Origin of the sequence: Acinetobacter sp. GG2 (assembly GCF_000292385.1) — a bacterium.
Classification (GTDB): domain Bacteria; phylum Pseudomonadota; class Gammaproteobacteria; order Pseudomonadales; family Moraxellaceae; genus Acinetobacter; species Acinetobacter seifertii.
This window is the reverse complement of record NZ_ALOW01000037.1, coordinates 126,047-142,370: the sequence shown is the minus strand read 5'-3', so window position 1 is coordinate 142,370 and position 16,324 is coordinate 126,047. Positions and strand designations below refer to the sequence as shown.

Genomic DNA, 16,324 nt, shown 5'->3' with positions numbered 1-16,324 from the left:
AAATTCTAAAAATATATCAGGAGATGCACATGCAATTCTTTGACGACTCATTGCACCCAGAAAATATGGAAAAAGTGGTAATTACAGTTGCGCCATATGGACCCGAATGGATGCCAGAAGACTTTCCCGAAGATATACCAGTGACCATGGATGAGCAAATACAAAAAGCGGTTGAGTGCTATGAAGCGGGCGCGACAGTGCTGCATTTACATGTGCGCGAACTTGATGGCAAAGGCTCTAAACGCTTGTCAAAGTTTAATGAGCTTATCGCAGGTGTTCGTGAAGCTGTGCCTGACATGATTATTCAGGTAGGGGGTTCGATTTCATTTGCACCAGAGAGTGAAGGTGAGGCAGCTCTATGGTTAAGTGATGACACCCGACATATGTTGGCTGAACTTACACCAAAGCCCGATCAGGTTACGGTGGCAATTAACACCACACAAATGAATATTATGGAATTGCTCTATCCTGAATATTTAGAAGGGACTTCACTGGCGCATCCTGCGACTCAGGCAGCATATGCAGAAATGACCGTGCCAGCAGGACCTGCATGGGTTGCCGAACATATCAAGCGCTTATGTAAAAACAATATTCAACCACACTTTCAGTTAACGGGTATGCATGGTCTTGAGACGTTAGAACGTATGGTACGTAAAGGATTGTACATGGGGCCGTTAAACTTAACTTGGATTGGAATCGGTGGCGGTTTCGATGGTCCAAACCCATTTAATTTCTTTAATTTTATTCATCGCGTACCTGATGGATGTACTTTGACATCAGAATCTCTGCTCAAAAATGTATTGCCTTTTAATACGATGTCGATGGCAATGGGTTTACATGCCCGTGTGGGTAACGAAGACACGATCATTGATCATCATGGACGCCGTTTTTCATCTGTAGAGCAAATTAAGCAAACCGTTCGAATTGCTCATGAACTAGGCCGTGAAATTGCCTCAGGAAAAGAAGCCCGTGAAATTTATCGTATTGGGGTGCAATACAACAGTATTGAAGAAACCCTAATCGCAAATGGTATGGCACCCAACCGTAAAGCAGGGCAAAAAGGCGTGCCGCAGCGTAACTAATGTGACAGGGTCTAACGGAATTTAGACCTCAATTGTAGTGCAGCTTATTCGCTTTGATTTTAAAAGTGCGTTGCTGCACTAGCTAAATAGAAATTATAAAAAATACAAGGAGGTCGTATGAATGCACATCAGTATTCAGATCAGATGAGCGATGTTGATACGTCAATCAGTATACCTCGTCGTTATGCATGGCTTGTTTTTGCTTTGACATTTGGTTTGCTCATTTCAGATTACATGTCAAGGCAAGTCTTAAACGCAGTCTTTCCTTTACTTAAAAATGAGTGGTTGCTCAGCGATAGTCAGTTAGGTTTGCTCAGTGGCATTGTCGCTTTAATGGTGGGTTTATTGACTCTGCCGTTGTCATTAATGGCAGACCGTTTTGGACGAGTGAAAAGCTTGGCCATTATGGCGACGTTATGGAGTTTGGCGACTTTAGGATGTGCACTGGCTGAAAATTATGAGCAAATGTTTATTGCTCGTTTTATGGTTGGTGTGGGTGAAGCTGCTTATGGCAGCGTTGGAATCGCGGTGGTTGTGGCTGTTTTTCCACGAGAAATGCGTGCAACACTCGCCAGTGCTTTTATGGCGGGCGGCGTATTTGGCTCGTTTTTGGGTGTGGCTTTAGGTGGTGTACTCGCACAGCATTTCGGTTGGCGTTGGGCTTTTGGAGGCATTGCTTTATTTGGTCTTGTTTTGGCTTTTCTATATCCAATATTAGTGAAAGAAAACAGAATAAACGCGGCCCCTCAAAACAAAAATCGTAGTAAAACCCAGCACATTAAAAGCCCTTTAAAAACTTTATATTCAAGTCGTTCAGTCATTGCCACTTACATTGGTAGTGGTCTGCAATTATTTGTTGGTGGCACAGTGATTGTCTGGATGCCGAGTTATCTCAATCGCTATTACGGCATGAGTACTGACAAGGCAGGTGTGATGGCAGCGGTCATTTTGCTATGTAGTGCAGTAGGCACAATTCTATGCGGCATGTTGTGTGATTATTTGGGCCGTAACTGTCCAGATCGTAAGGTCAGTTTAGCGATTACATACTGCTTGCTCGGTTGTGTTCTTTTATTCATTGCTTTTGCTGTGCCTGCGGGACGTAACCAGTTACTTCTCATCTGCCTCGGAATGTTTATTGCCCTAGGAACCAATGGGCCATCTAGTGCCATGGTAGCCAATCTCACTCATAACTCTGTTCATGGCTCTGCGTTTGCAACACTCACTTTAGCTAACAATTTTCTTGGTTTAGCGCTTGGTCCTTTAGTCGTTGGCAAAGTATCTGATGTGATTGGTTTACATAGCGCATTTCAACTTATGCCATTGGTCAGTATTGCAGCCGCAGCCGTATTTTTTTATGCCAAACGCCATTATCACAAAGATATCGCGCGCTTTGAGCAGCAAGGAATAACTGAGCTTAAAAATCATTCAGGTAACCAAATACAAAAATGCGGGATGAATAACAAATGATGATTCGGCAATTACATATTGATGTATTTTTTGACTTTATTTGTCCTTGGTGTTTGATCGGAAAACGTCAGTTACTGATCGCTATAAATAGATTTTATCAGCTTCATCCCAAAGTCAAAGTAGTTGTGCATTGGCGAGGTGTTCAGCTTATACCTGATTTAGCTGTTGAAGGTGTACCGTTTCAAACGTTTTATTTGAAACGGTTAGGTAGCTTGACAGCAGTTCGTATGAGACAAGAACAGGTCAATAAAGCTGCACATAAAGTTGGGCTCAAGATCGATTTTGAGCAAATTAAACGCATGCCAAATACGGCCAAAGCTCATCGCTTATTTGATAAAGCTTTAAAGATAGGAACTCCTGAGCAGTGTAATGCATTGTTAGAACAACTCTTTGCTGCATATTTTTATGATGGGTTAGACATCGGAAATACCACTACTTTATACAAAATTGCGAAACGCTGTGGTTTTCCGCATGAACTGATCAAAGATTTACTTATTCATGATCATCAAGATTTTATCTCTGCAAGTACAGGAGGTAATGGCGTGCCTTATTTTATTTTTGATCGGGCTTCAGCCTTGGTGGGCGCGCAATCAGCAGATGTACTTTATCAAGCGATGCAAGAAGCACTTTTGGGGCAAGGAGAGTTGATATGACTAATCGATTTGAAGTGCCTTTTGAAAAAATTCCCAATTCAGGTGAGCGGGCTTTTTTAAAAGTTGGAGATAAAACTCTCGCACTATTTAACGTTGCGACTCAATTTTATGCAATCGATGACAGCTGTCCTCATCAGGGCGCATCGCTATTTAGTGGAAGTCTAGAAGGACGAGTGATTCAGTGCTGTGCCCATGGCCTACGCTTTGATTTAACAAATGGCTGTTTAGTTAATTCTGCTCATCTCAAAGTTGCAACCTATCCCGTAGAAGTGATCGAGGACAAGGTATTTATTGTGATGGGTTGTGGGGAAAATCATGAGTAGTTTAGTCCTGAAAAATTTTTCCCAGCGTACAAGAGAATTAGCACCAGGCTTTGTGGTCAGTTCGGTCGTTGCTGCGGCTGCCTGTTTTTTATCAGAGCACTATGGTGCGCCAGTCATGCTATTTGCACTACTGCTCGGCATGAGCGTGAATTTTTTAGCGGCTGAAAGTAAATGTAAGGCAGGTATCGAGTTCACCGCACGTAGTGTGCTGAGGATGGGCATCGCGTTACTCGGCATGCGTATAACTTTAGGACAAATTACCGCACTAGGTTGGCAGCCTGTTGCGTTAGTCGTTACTCTGGTTATTGTCACAATTGCCGTTTCTGTTATTGCCGCTAAAATCTTAGGCTTCCAAAAACTATTTGGCATGCTCACTGGTGGTTCCACGGCAATCTGCGGTGCTTCAGCCGCATTGGCACTATCGGCTGCTTTTCCAAATCATCCGCAAAAAGAAAAAGCGACCTTGTTTACCGTGATTGGTGTGTCAGCACTTTCAACCTTTGCAATGATTGTCTATCCGATGATTGCGAAGTGGCTAGAGTTATCACCACAAGCGGCTGGTGTGTTTCTTGGTGCTACGATTCACGATGTGGCGCAAGTGGTCGGCGCTGGTTATAGCATGTCTACTCAAACAGGTGATACGGCGACTGTAGTTAAACTTATGCGTGTAGCAATGCTGCTTCCAGTAATTGTTTGTGCGGCTATGATTACCCGTATGCAAGGAGCAGATTCAACCGGAGAGCGACCACCATTACTGCCTTGGTTTGCTGTTGGCTTTCTACTACTCGCTTGTATTAACAGTACAGGATGGGTACCAGCGATGGTTCAAAATGGAATTAATGACTTATCACGCTGGTTTTTAGTCATCGCAATTAGTGCTTTAGGGATGAAAACTCAGTTAAAAGAATTAGCATCTGTCGGCATTAAACCAATCCTTTTAATGATCGGCGAAAGCATCTTTTTAGTGGTATTGGTTCTTGGACTTATGCGCTTGTGGTTTTAATTTTAAAAATTAGATTTTTAAGGAAGTTCTGGAGTGGTTCTCCAGCTTTCTTACATTTTAAATGACTTCATTTGGTATCAAACACAAAAGAATTAATTAAGCAGGGCTTTATTGTGATTACGCCACATATTCGGTGACATACCAAACTGGCTAATGAACCAACGCGTAAAAGAACTCGGCATTGAGTAACCTAAAATATCAGACACTTGAGCAAGTGAATAATTTAGATTTTTTAAATAACGAAATACGAGATCTTTGCGTACTTCATTCATTAAATCACTAAAACTCGTCTGAGCTTCTTCTAATCGACGCTGTAAAGTCCGTACATGAATACCATGTGTTTGAGCGACTTGATCAATCGTAGCGCGTCCCATTGGCAAGAGAAGATAAATACTTTTACGAATATCAAAAATCATGGTCGATTCATTGCTATTTTGCAAAATATCTAAATAACGTTGTGCATGGTTAGCCATAGCCAAATTTGCTTGAGGGTTTGTTGTATCAAGTTCGGCTGCCGTACAAACAATACCATTAAAGTCACTACCAAACTCTAGCGCACAGCCAAAAATCCGTCGATGCAGAGTTAAATCATTGGGTGGGTTATGAGTGAAGTGGACACTTAACGGCCGCCATTTTTGCATCATGAGTGCTGCACAAAAACGATGGGTAATTCCTAAAGCAAGTTCTGTGGCTTGGCGACTATATCCGCAATTTGTGGTTATAACTTCTTCTCGAATAACAACCGTATCGTCAATTTCTTCTATATATATTTCAAGTGAGTTATTGAGTAAATTCCTATAACGAACAATCGTTTGTAGCGCTTCTCTCAAAGTATATTGGTAACTTAATAATAAGCTTAGTTCACCAAAATCCGCGATTTCACGTTGTTCAGCCATATGTAAACCGAAAACATCACAATTACTCATCTGGGCTGAGTCTTCAAGCAAGGTAATGGCTTTATCGACAGGAATACGTTGTTTAAGATCGTTCAATTGAGTTTGGCTAAGCCCAACACGTGATAATAAATGGTAGGGATTTAGATCTAATTGCTGAGCAACTGCCAAATAATTTTTTAAAGAGGCGGTATGCGCAAGAGGCACCATTTTATTATCTCCTGTTCTTAATCAGCCATATTCCTTACAGCTCATATCTAGTTATAACTAAAATATCCACATTACAAAAGCTTTTATTTAAGCGCCTAATCATGATGTCGATTCAATTTTAAAGTTATTCTTTTAATTCATTTGTAATTACAAAAACTATTTTAATTAATTTACGAAATTTTAAAAAGATGTGTCGTCAAATGAAAAGTCCGTGACGTCTTATGTACACCATTAACTGAAATGAGCCTTTATTGTGAATGGAGTTTTATAAAAATTCTTAAGCCTCCTAGATGGCAAAATTCACAGGCGTCGAAATGGAAAAAATACAAACTAAAGCAACAATTTTAATTATTCCGGGGTTACGCGATCATGTTCCCGAGCATTGGCAAACGATCTTAGAAACAAAGCTAGCAAAGGTTCGCTCTGTACCACCTGTAGAAACTAATAAACTCAATTGTGAAAATAGAGTTACTGCTATTCAGGCACAACTCGAACAAATACAAGGGCCTGTCATTTTAGTTGCACACAGCGCAGGTGTGCTGATGACAATACACTGGGCTGCAAAATATCAAAGACCAATTCAAGGTGCTTTGCTTGTGGCGCCACCTGACTTAAACGAAAGCTGGCCAGAAAATTATCCAAGTCCAACCGTACTTCATCAAGAAGGATGGAGTTCTTTACCTAATCAAACACTACCTTTCCCCAGCATTTTGGTTGCAAGCACCAATGACCATTTAGCTCGTTATGAAGCTGTAAGTGAAATGGCAGGAAAGTGGGGTAGTCAACTCGTAAATCTGGGGGAAGTGGGACATTTAAACCCTGCATCTGGCTTTGGCTATTGGCCTTTAGCTGAACAATTTATTCAACAGTTAGATCAGGTCGAACAACCAGCCTAGTGCAAAAAATACCTGTTTAGGTAAACCATTTAAAAGCCAATGGATGGCTTTGAGTAATAAGCAATAAATAAGAAAAATCATATTGATAGGGAGATAATATGATGGGTCATTACGTCTATTTAAATCAAAGAAATAATCACGTTTTATATATTCAAAAAATAGGTGTTTCATTAAGCCTAATTTTATTTATGTCTAAAGCAAATGCAGCCAGTTTTGATATTGATAAAGACTGGAAGGTCGATACAAAAACAACATTAAGCTTAGGAGCCTGTTGGAGTACACAAGATCCATCCGTTTCATTACTTTATCGGCCTGACGCAAACAAAATAGGTAAACAAGGCGCTAGCATTGATGTGAATGGTGATGATGGGCGTATGAATTTTAGTAAATATGATGCCATTTCACAGATCATCAGAGGTATAACTGAAGTTAAGCTAAATGGAAAACAGCAGGGTGCGGTCATTAGCACTAAATACTGGTATGACCATGCCTATGAGACAGGACAAGGAGACTTTAAACCCTTTAATGATTCAGCATGGCCAAGGCTCGCAAAGTTCAAAGGTATCGATTTATGGAATGCCTATATATGGAAAGATTTTGAATTGGGCGATGGAAAAAGCATCAATTTAAAATTAGGCAAACAGACTTTAAATTGGGGGAAATCTCAGTTTTTTCAAAACGGTTTAAATTCAGTGAGTGCATTCGATTTTGCTGCAATTAACCGACCGGGTGGTGATGCAAAAGAAAGAATCATTCCAACCGAAATGTTTTCATTCGACACAAGCATTAATAAAAATTTGAAAATAGAAGGGTTCTATCAATTTAAATTTAGACCTTCAGTTGTTGATGGTAACGGAACTTTCTTTGAGATTTCAGACTTTGTGCCCGAAAATGCAGGTCCAGTTCTGATTGCTGGAGGTGGAGATAAATTATCAGATACCGCAATTCGTTTACGTACCTATATTCCACGTACAGAAAGTAGAAAAGCAAAGGACAATGGCCAATATGGTATTGCTTTAAAACAGACATTACCAAGTTTAAAGAATGCTGAGCTAGGTATTTACTATGCGAACTACCATAGCCGTAATGCAAACTTTGATGGAACGGCTGTAACAGCAGCAGGACCCGAACATTTTAATACGGCGAATTATTTTTCTATCTATCCTGAAAATATCAAAATGTTTGGATTAAGTTTGACTGGGAAAGTTGGAACAACAACCGTTTTTAGTGAATTAACCTACAAACCCAATCAACCTTTACAATTAAACGGCACAGACATTGTCTATGCTCAAGTGCTATCGGAAGGAACACCATTTGCACCTCCGGGAAAAACTGTTGAATTAGGTCAATATATTCAAGGATATGTACGCTTACCCGTAACACAATTGTCAGTTGGGGCATCTGACAGCATATTCAATATTTGGGGTGCAAATTCGATGACATGGTCTACAGAGTTTGCCTTAAACCATATTGCAGATATTGGTAATCATCGGTTTGGCCGGACAGGCGCATTTGGCCGTAGTGAGCTGTCAACAGGTGCTTATAATCCTGAAACAGGCGAGTTTAAATGTACGCCGTATGGTACAGCTCATCTTACCAATGCAGAAATAGACAATTTAAATGAACGCTTTTGTAATAAAAACGGATTTTTTAATGAATGGTCATTTGGCTACCGATTACGTGGCGTATTAAATTATCAAGATATTTTACCCTCTACAGTGATTACGCCAAGTCTTAGTTTTAGACATGATGTTTATGGATATAGCCAAAACTTTCAAGAAGGGCAAATGAGTGTAACAGCGGCGCTATCTATGACGTATCAGCAAAAATATACAGCAGAGATTGCCTATAATAACTTTTTTGGTTCTAATGAATTTAGCACGATAGATGATCGAGATTTTGTATCATTAACATTTAAAGCTAATTTTTAGTTCGATTATTTTATAAAAATATATAGAAATACTCGTTATAAATGAGATTTAGACGTGGAGGATAACTTTTGAAATTTAGATCAAAAATTGATTGGTGGCTTTTATTAATATTTGTTGTGATCACTGCCAATATTATTTTTAAAATTTATCAAGAAGTTCATCATTCTTCTATAGGCACCAATTTTTCGCATCTCATAATTTATAGTTTAGTTATTGTAGTTATTTGGTTCCCAATCTTTAGCACTTACTATGTGGTAGAAAATAGTACATTAGTCATTAAGAGTCTGGTTTTCCGTTGGAAAATTAATATTGATGATATTATCCAAATAGAACCGACGCATAACCCACTTTCATCTCCAGCACTATCGCTAGATCGGCTTAAAATTAGTTATATGAAAAATGGAAGAGTAGCAAAGGTGATGATTTCGCCAAAAGATAAAGAGGGCTTTTTAAATACTTTACGTAAAAATCCGTATAACAAGTTTTAGTCTGAAGCTTTTGAAGTTAATGGCTAAATTGATCTGCGTGTCTAGAAAACACTAGTTATGTATTAAAAGTTTAAAAATATGGACGGTATTCCTTAGTATAGTTAAATAAATAAACTATAAGTCTCTCTTCTAAAGCATTACCCTATGCTTATTGCGAAAAATAAGAATTGGAGATAAAGGATGCTTATACGTTTTTTACTGCCGATTTTAGGCACGACCGTTGTAGTTCTAGTTACAGGGTGTGCTTCATCCTCTCAATATCCAATTACAGAGAGTTATGGACCAGATCCAAAATTACCTGAACCAAAAACAAGTTTAATTCCAACCGTAAATATAGCACCTGCACAGGGTTGGCCGAGTGGGGCTATGCCAACTCCAGCAGATGGTTTAAAAGTAAAAGCATTTGCTAAAGGACTTGAACACCCACGCTGGCTCTATGTACTACCAAATGGTGATGTACTAGTCGCTGAAACAGATGCTCCGCCTAAACCAGAAGACAGCAAAGGCATTAAAGGTAAAATCATGACGTTTGTGATGAGACGGGCAGGCTCATCTCATCCAAGTGCTAACCGTATTACTTTACTCCGTGACACTAATGGAGACGGAGTTGCTGATAAAAAAACGGTATTTCTTCAAAACTTAAACTCACCATTTGGTATGGCTTTAGTAGGTAATAACTTATATATAGCCAATACAGATGCACTCATACGTTTCCCTTATCAAGAAGGAGAAACACAGATTACTGCGAGCGGAACTAAAGTATTAGACTTACCGGGCGGTCCTTTAAATCATCATTGGACCAAAAATGTCATTGCTAACCGTGAAGGTACCAAGCTCTACATTACCGTCGGTTCCAATAGTAATGTTGGCGAAAATGGTTTAGATCAAGAAAAAGGCCGTGCACAAATTACAGAGTTTGATATTGCAAGCGGTCAGTCTCGTCCATTTGCAACAGGACTGCGTAATCCAAATGGTATGGCTTGGCAACCTCAAAGCGGTAAATTATGGACGGTTGTAAATGAGCGCGATGAAATTGGTAGTGACCTAGTACCCGATTATATGACATCGGTACAAGATGGCGCTTTTTACGGCTGGCCTTATAGTTACTATGGTCAACACGTAGATGTGCGAGTTAAACCACAAAATCCAGCAATGGTCGCTCGTGCAATTAAACCTGACTATGCACTAGGCAACCATACGGCTTCTTTAGGTCTTACATTTTATGCAGCCGAGCTGATGCCACAATTTAGAGGTGGGGCATTGATCGGGCAGCATGGTTCTTGGAACCGCAAGCCTCACAGTGGTTATAAAGTCATTTTTGTACCATTTAGAAGTGGTCAACCTTCTGGTCCACCGCAAGATATTTTGACTGGATTCCTCAGTGATAAGGGTAAGGCTTATGGACGTCCAGTTGGGGTGGCAATAGATTTTTCGGGTGCCGTGTTAGTTGCAGATGATGTAGGCAATACAATTTGGCGTGTTTCACCTGTCGCTGAAACAACCTATGAGACTCCATATAAAAAATAAATAGCTTTTACTCGGTTGATGTCTTCATTATTTTGATTTTATTTTGATATTTTAAAATAACTAACTAATTTATCCTTATTTTAGATTGATTAGTTAGTTTTATTTATCCATCTATCTTTTAGTTTGAGTTAAATGGGGTTCTTTTTACAATTAATAATTAAATTTTGTTAGCATGCGCCGTATAGATAAAAAGAATTGTTGATATGAATTATGACCGATCAATTAAGAGCAAGATTTGAAAATTTAGAGCTTAATGCAGGTTTAGGAAAAATTAGTGCTTTTATTTCCATGGCATTAAGCCTACTTTGCCTTTTCGGTGCTTTATGTTTTTTATTTCCCAGTGTGCTGACAACCCCAGAGTTACGTCCACTTTATGCAAAGCACTATAGCCTTTTTTATTATGGACTAATCACAGGCATTATTATTAGCGCTGGTTTTGGAGCATTTAGTGCAATCATACGACAAAATCGATATGGCTTTTATGGTTTATGTTTTGCACTCATAGCAGCAGTATTAGGCTGTGGTGTTATTCATGCTCCAGTCATTCCAAGCGTACCATTTTATGCAGGCATTGATTATTTTGTACTTACCTTAGTCATTTTGGCTTTCATTTTTATACCACTTGAGGGTTTTTTTGCGAAAAATCCTGAACAAAAGATCTTAAGAGTAGGATGGGTGACCGATATGAAATATTTCATGGTCAGCCATATTGGTATTCAACTATTTAGCTTCTTAACGGTTATGCCAATTCAATATTGGATTACGCATTTACCTGATAATCCAATTGTGCCATACGTTCAAGCTCAGCCAATTTGGCTACAGTTTATTGAATTGCTTATTGTGGTCGATTTTACGGTGTATTGGTTACATCGTGCTATGCATGAAGTTAACTTTTTATGGCGTTTTCATGCGATTCATCATTCGACTGAGTATATGGATTGGTTAGCATCTTCCCGTTTACACGTTGTTGAAGTTTTAATGACTCGTTTTATTGCGACCTTACCGATTTTCCTTTTAGGTTTTCATACTTCTGCTGTTTTTGCCTATTTAATTTTTATTTCGTTTCACGCGATTTTTATTCATTCCAATGTACGTTTTCGCTTTCCATATCTACGTTGGTTTATCGCAACACCGGAATTTCATCATTGGCATCATTCTTCAGAAAAACCTGCGATTGATAAAAATTACGCTGCTTTTATTCCGCTCTATGATGTCTTATTTAAAACTGTATATATGCCGAATCACTTGGCAAGTGTTTATGGAACGGTTGGCTATAAAATTCCAAATAGCTTTGTAAAACAGTTTACGTGGCCATTTAAAAAGTATATAAAACGCTTTTTAAAACGCTGGCGTGACCAGTAAATGTTAAAAAAAGCCTCAGTTCGAGGCTTTTTTATATGGTTATTTATTTTTAAAATTTTTAAAAATCATGAAAAGGGCAACAAGTGACAATAAGACAATAAAACAAATATAACTATTTGCTGTATGCATCAGCCCAACTTTCCCTACAAAATATCCAGCTAAAATTGCAGGAATACTAAAAGCCAAATAACTTTCCACAAAAAATGCAGCCATAAGGCCTGCACGTTCTTCTGGAAGAGCCAGCGGCATTACACTACGAATGGCTCCCATAAACGCCGTACCAAAACCAATTCCAGTAATAATTGAACCTAGAAATAACACAACTGCATTTGTAAGATTAATTGCTAAAAATAAAATGATTGAACCAATAGCAATTGAAAGAGTACCAGTTAATAAAATACGGAAATTTGTCGATTTTCTAAGCGTTAATATACCTACTGCACCAGAAAGGGCGAGCGCCATAAACATAATACCATTTAGCCATGCCGATGAAGTATGGAAAATTTTTGCCAGTAAAGATGGCATAAGTGACAAGAAGAAACCACTGACCATCCAAAGTGCAATATTAATAGGGCTAATACTTAATAAAGCACTTTTCGTTTGTGGAGGAATAGCCATCGCGGGTCTCAAAGAAGCAAGTGCACCAGTTCTTTTTGGGACTGTCTCTGGAGTAAGAAAACTTAAAATAAGTTCACAAATAAGAAGAAAGCATAGAAACTCAAAAACAAGCTGTAACGGGTGAGTGGAGAGTTGCAAGATAGAACAGGTCAGAAAAATCCCGACAGCCATACCAACCATTGGTGCAATACTATTAATCAGTGAGCCATGAAGCTTACCAAAATCTAAAATTGCTGCACCTATAGCTGAAACAGCAAGCCCAGTTGCGATGCCTTGTAAGCCTCGTGCAATAAATAACATCGCAACATCTGAAGCGTACAAGAAGAAGCTCATTGAAATAATTTGCAGAGAAATGGCTGCAATAATGACTGGTCGACGCCCAATATAGTCAGACAGAGAACCAATAATCAGTAATGATCCCAGCAGGGTAAAAGCATAAGTTGCAAAAATTAGAGTCAATGTGACAGGTGAAAATTGCCATATCTGTTGGTATAGGCGGTAGAGCGGCGTTGGTGCACTAGATGCAGCCATAAATGTCATGAGCGTAATAGTATTGAGTGCCAATGCACTTGCAGCATCTAATTTAAAAACAGCTCTTGACCGTTTTGAACTTGAATTGTTCATATAACATGAATAACATAAAAGCGAATATTTAGCTTTTATACATTATTTTGACGCTAAAGCAAATCTTTAGCTTTAGTGTATTTTGTATATAGATATAAATATTTATAAATTTTTATCCCTTTACAGAGTTTATAAATGGCAAAAGTTGTTAGTGGATTACGCCCTGGTGGTCGCAGTGAGAGAATACAAACTGCGGTACATAATGCTGTAAAAGAATTACAAAAAGATTTCGAGCAAAGCCAAATTACAATTCCAATGATTGCAGCACAAGCAGGGGTAACTCCTTCAACTATTTACCGTCGATGGGGTGATATCAACCAACTGTTTTCAGATGTAGCTTTAAATGAACTCAAACCAGACATGGAACCTAAAGATTTAGGTTCATTTAAACGAGATATCACAGCTTGGGTTGAACAATATTTTGAAGAGTATTCTTCCGAAGTCGGTCAAGATTTATTGCGAGATGTGCTCTATACATCAAATTCTGATTCTAATGCCCGTATGTGTGAAAGTTTAATTATTCAACAACTCGATATTATTCAAAATCGTGCAAAATTAAGAAATGAGTTCACTATACCAAACCAAGAAATTATCGAAACTGTAATTGCACCCATGTTATTTCGGATTCTATTTACCAATCAGGAACTAAATTTGGATTATGTACATAGTCTTTTAAAACGCCTATTCGTTTAAGCATATAAGCCTCTTCGTTTTTTAGATGAAAATGGCTAATTTAAATAGCGGAATATATAGGCTTTTGTTTTTATTAAATAATTATATATCAATTTTTCTTATTATTTAAAAATTAAATTCTCATAATTTAAAATAAACATGAAGTTACTTTAATCATTTATTATTGAAATGTGCATTTAGTTAGTTCCAAAATTAGATTTAAAAGTCTTTAGCTAAATCACTAACAGAATAAATTTAATAATAAACATATTCTTATGAGATTTAATAATAGTTTTTATCAAATTTAATTGTTAAATAGTGCAGTGAAATATGAACTTTATATACAAAAAATTACATGATTTTTGGTTTTAACATTTTTTAAATTTATGACACAGGGTGTTTTTTATTCTTTACAATGGCTTCACTTCCTTTAAAGCAGCTTGTGGTGCCCGCTTTATATTTTATTTTTTTATCCCCATCGAACAGGTATTTAGATAATGGATTTCAATACCCTTGACCAAGAAACGGTACAGAAAAAACAGAAATTTCACCAAATTTTGTATGTACAGGTCATATTTGCAATTATTTTAGGCGTTTTAATTGGTCATTTTTACCCTGAACTTGGACAGAGCTTAAAACCGCTTGGTGATGCATTCATCAAAATCGTTAAAATGATTATTGCTCCCGTAATCTTTTTGACTGTGGTCACTGGTATTGCCAGCATGACGAACATGAGTCGTGTCGGGCGTGTGACTGGTAAAGCAATGCTGTATTTCATTACTTTCTCAAGTCTTGCACTTGTGGTTGGTATGATTGTGGCAAACATCATTCAACCGGGTAAAGGTCTAAACATTGACCCAGCAACCTTAGTCAGCGATAAGGTAAATACTTACGTTGAGAAGGCTCATGCCACCAATATTACTGACTTCTTTATGAATATTATCCCGCAAACACTGGTAAGTCCGCTTGCTGGTGGTGAAATTTTGCAGGTTCTATTTGTGGCAGTACTATTTGGTATTTCTTTAGCTGCTTTAGGCGATCGTGCACGTCCAATCACTGATTTCCTAAATAACTTAACGGCACCAGTTTTCTACTTGGTTGGAATGTTAATGAAACTTGCGCCAATTGGTGCTTTTGGAGCTATGGCATTTACTATTGGTGCTTATGGAATCGAATCAATCGGTAATTTATTACTATTGATTATGACTTTCTATATTACAGCTGTACTGTTCGTACTAATCATTTTAGGTGCAGTGGCACGTTACAATGGCTTTTCAATTATTGCTTTAATTCGCTATATCAAAGACGAGCTTTGGTTAGTCTTAGGTACAAGTTCATCTGAAGCAGCTTTACCGTCTTTAATGGATAAAATGCAAAAAGCAGGCTGTGAAAAATCTGTAGTGGGCCTAGTCATTCCGACAGGTTATTCATTTAACCTTGATGGTACTAACATTTATATGACCATGGCTGCTTTATTTATTGCACAAGCATGTAATGTGGACTTATCCATTAGTGAACAACTTGCATTACTTTTAGTGGCAATGGTGAGTTCAAAAGGTGCAGCAGGGGTAACGGGTGCAGGCTTTATTACACTCGCTGCTACTTTGTCAGTTGTCCCATCTGTACCTGTGGCAGGTATGGCGCTCATTTTAGGTATCGACCGTTTTATGTCTGAGTGTCGCGCATTAACTAACTTAATTGGTAATGCATGCGCAACAATTGTTGTTGCTCGTTGGGACAAAGCTCTGGACAAGGACGTTCTAGATAAAGCATTAGGTAAATCTAAAACGAATTAATTATTTAAAATTTTAATTCGAAATAAAAAACCTGTAGCAATTGGCAATTTGGGAGAGGCGCCATGCTACAGGTTTTATTATATCTAGTCGAAAATTTAATTTAAAAAAACTATCTTGTATGTAAATGCTTAATTATGGGAGGCCAATATAAAATTTTCACAAACTCTCATATAGATCTACTTTGAAAACAGAACTTTTAAGTTGCCTATACTGAAAATAGTATATGCAAAACAGCTCAAGTTTACGCTTTTAAGTGATCCTCAAATTCTTCACCTAATTGCATTGCTAAAGCATTACCTGCCAAATCACACGTGACTAAGCCATACTCTTTTTTAAAACTGAAAGTGAAACCTTTTCCATCGGCCAAGTTTTTAACCGAATACCCTAATTTTTCTAACCAAATACGGAACGCAATTAAATTTTTAGCTTTAACAACCTTTTTCACGTGAGAACTCCTTCTTCTATCCGTGTCTTACACCTTATTTATTAATAGGGATTTACCTAGATTTTTTAAAGGGGGAAAACTTTGTTTTATTTTGCAACTTGTAAAAAAAGTAAAATAGATAATGTAATCTCTTTCACTTTATAAAATTATTCGGTTTTTATGTAATCAATTTATGTTTGTTTAAAATTTAACTAATTGTTTTTTATATAAATTTAAAAATATAAAGTTTGGGGTAAAATTTAATCAAAACAAGTTAATTTAAAATCAATAAATGTAAAAAATAATTTCATGAAACACGCGCTATTCAAAAAGATACAGTTTTTAAAACTGAACT

General features: G+C 37.8%; 15 protein-coding genes. 12 read left to right on the top strand and 3 right to left on the bottom strand.

Annotated features, from left to right (window positions below):
* Nucleotides 1–29 precede the first annotated feature (29 nt).
* From B554_RS0112870 to B554_RS0112850, 5 genes are all read left to right on the top strand, one after another.
* Entirely contained in the window at nucleotides 30–1,082 is a 1,053-nt protein-coding gene (locus B554_RS0112870) for a 3-keto-5-aminohexanoate cleavage protein (protein WP_004643365.1), read from the top strand.
* Between the two features lie 117 nt (nucleotides 1,083–1,199).
* A complete protein-coding gene (locus B554_RS0112865) occupies nucleotides 1,200–2,549 on the top strand; it encodes an MFS transporter (RefSeq protein WP_019458371.1) in 1,350 nt (449 codons plus the stop codon).
* Entirely contained in the window at nucleotides 2,546–3,202 is a 657-nt protein-coding gene (locus tag B554_RS0112860) for a DsbA family oxidoreductase (protein WP_019458370.1), read from the top strand. Before B554_RS0112865 ends, B554_RS0112860 begins: the two co-directional genes overlap by 4 nt.
* Nucleotides 3,203–3,216: 14 nt before the next feature.
* The gene (locus tag B554_RS0112855) at nucleotides 3,217–3,525 is read left to right on the top strand and encodes a Rieske (2Fe-2S) protein (protein WP_080961393.1); all 309 of its coding nucleotides are present in this window, start codon (nucleotides 3,217–3,219) and stop codon (nucleotides 3,523–3,525) included.
* Nucleotides 3,518–4,528, top strand: coding sequence for a YeiH family protein (locus B554_RS0112850; RefSeq protein ID WP_019458368.1), 1,011 nt, complete (start codon nucleotides 3,518–3,520; stop codon nucleotides 4,526–4,528). Before B554_RS0112855 ends, B554_RS0112850 begins: the two co-directional genes overlap by 8 nt.
* A 92-nt stretch (nucleotides 4,529–4,620) precedes the next feature.
* Here the strand turns inward: B554_RS0112850 and B554_RS0112845 are convergent, their stop codons facing one another.
* A complete protein-coding gene (locus B554_RS0112845; RefSeq protein WP_019458367.1) occupies nucleotides 4,621–5,631 on the bottom strand; it encodes an AraC family transcriptional regulator in 1,011 nt (336 codons plus the stop codon).
* 290 nt (nucleotides 5,632–5,921) lie between these two features.
* Between B554_RS0112845 and B554_RS0112840 the strand changes: the two genes are divergently transcribed.
* The 5 genes from B554_RS0112840 to B554_RS0112820 all read left to right on the top strand — a co-directional run bounded on the left by B554_RS0112840 (nucleotide 5,922) and on the right by B554_RS0112820 (nucleotide 11,835).
* Nucleotides 5,922–6,527, top strand: coding sequence for an RBBP9/YdeN family alpha/beta hydrolase (locus B554_RS0112840; protein WP_019458366.1), 606 nt, complete (start codon nucleotides 5,922–5,924; stop codon nucleotides 6,525–6,527).
* Between the two features lie 101 nt (nucleotides 6,528–6,628).
* Nucleotides 6,629–8,458 (top strand): DUF1302 domain-containing protein, encoded by a 1,830-nt coding sequence (locus tag B554_RS0112835; protein WP_081400388.1) that lies wholly within the window; start codon nucleotides 6,629–6,631, stop codon nucleotides 8,456–8,458.
* Nucleotides 8,459–8,526: 68 nt separating this feature from the next.
* Nucleotides 8,527–8,946, top strand: a complete 420-nt coding sequence (locus tag B554_RS0112830; RefSeq protein ID WP_019458364.1) for a PH domain-containing protein — start codon at nucleotides 8,527–8,529, stop codon at nucleotides 8,944–8,946.
* A gap of 180 nt (nucleotides 8,947–9,126) precedes the next feature.
* On the top strand, nucleotides 9,127–10,473 hold the full coding sequence (locus B554_RS0112825) for a PQQ-dependent sugar dehydrogenase (RefSeq protein ID WP_019458363.1): 1,347 nt from the start codon (nucleotides 9,127–9,129) through the stop codon (nucleotides 10,471–10,473).
* A 210-nt stretch (nucleotides 10,474–10,683) separates the two neighbouring features.
* Nucleotides 10,684–11,835 carry a sterol desaturase family protein gene (locus B554_RS0112820; protein WP_019458362.1) on the top strand — a complete coding sequence of 384 codons (1,152 nt, stop codon included), beginning with the start codon at nucleotides 10,684–10,686 and terminating at the stop codon, nucleotides 11,833–11,835.
* Nucleotides 11,836–11,874: 39 nt separating this feature from the next.
* Here the strand turns inward: B554_RS0112820 and B554_RS0112815 are convergent, their stop codons facing one another.
* Nucleotides 11,875–13,077, bottom strand: a complete 1,203-nt coding sequence (locus B554_RS0112815; RefSeq protein ID WP_019458361.1) for an MFS transporter — start codon at nucleotides 13,075–13,077, stop codon at nucleotides 11,875–11,877.
* A 135-nt stretch (nucleotides 13,078–13,212) separates the two neighbouring features.
* Here B554_RS0112815 and B554_RS0112810 point away from each other — a divergent pair, with 135 nt between their 5' ends.
* Complete coding sequence (locus B554_RS0112810; RefSeq protein WP_019458360.1) at nucleotides 13,213–13,770, top strand: TetR/AcrR family transcriptional regulator; 558 nt, start codon at nucleotides 13,213–13,215, stop codon at nucleotides 13,768–13,770.
* A gap of 476 nt (nucleotides 13,771–14,246) precedes the next feature.
* Nucleotides 14,247–15,545: a dicarboxylate/amino acid:cation symporter gene (locus B554_RS0112805; RefSeq protein WP_019458359.1), complete on the top strand. Its 1,299-nt coding sequence runs from the start codon at nucleotides 14,247–14,249 to the stop codon at nucleotides 15,543–15,545.
* A 241-nt stretch (nucleotides 15,546–15,786) separates the two neighbouring features.
* Here B554_RS0112805 and B554_RS0112800 read toward each other — a convergent pair whose 3' ends face one another.
* Complete coding sequence (locus tag B554_RS0112800; RefSeq protein WP_000758190.1) at nucleotides 15,787–15,990, bottom strand: hypothetical protein; 204 nt, start codon at nucleotides 15,988–15,990, stop codon at nucleotides 15,787–15,789.
* Between the last annotated feature and the right edge of the window lie 334 nt (nucleotides 15,991–16,324).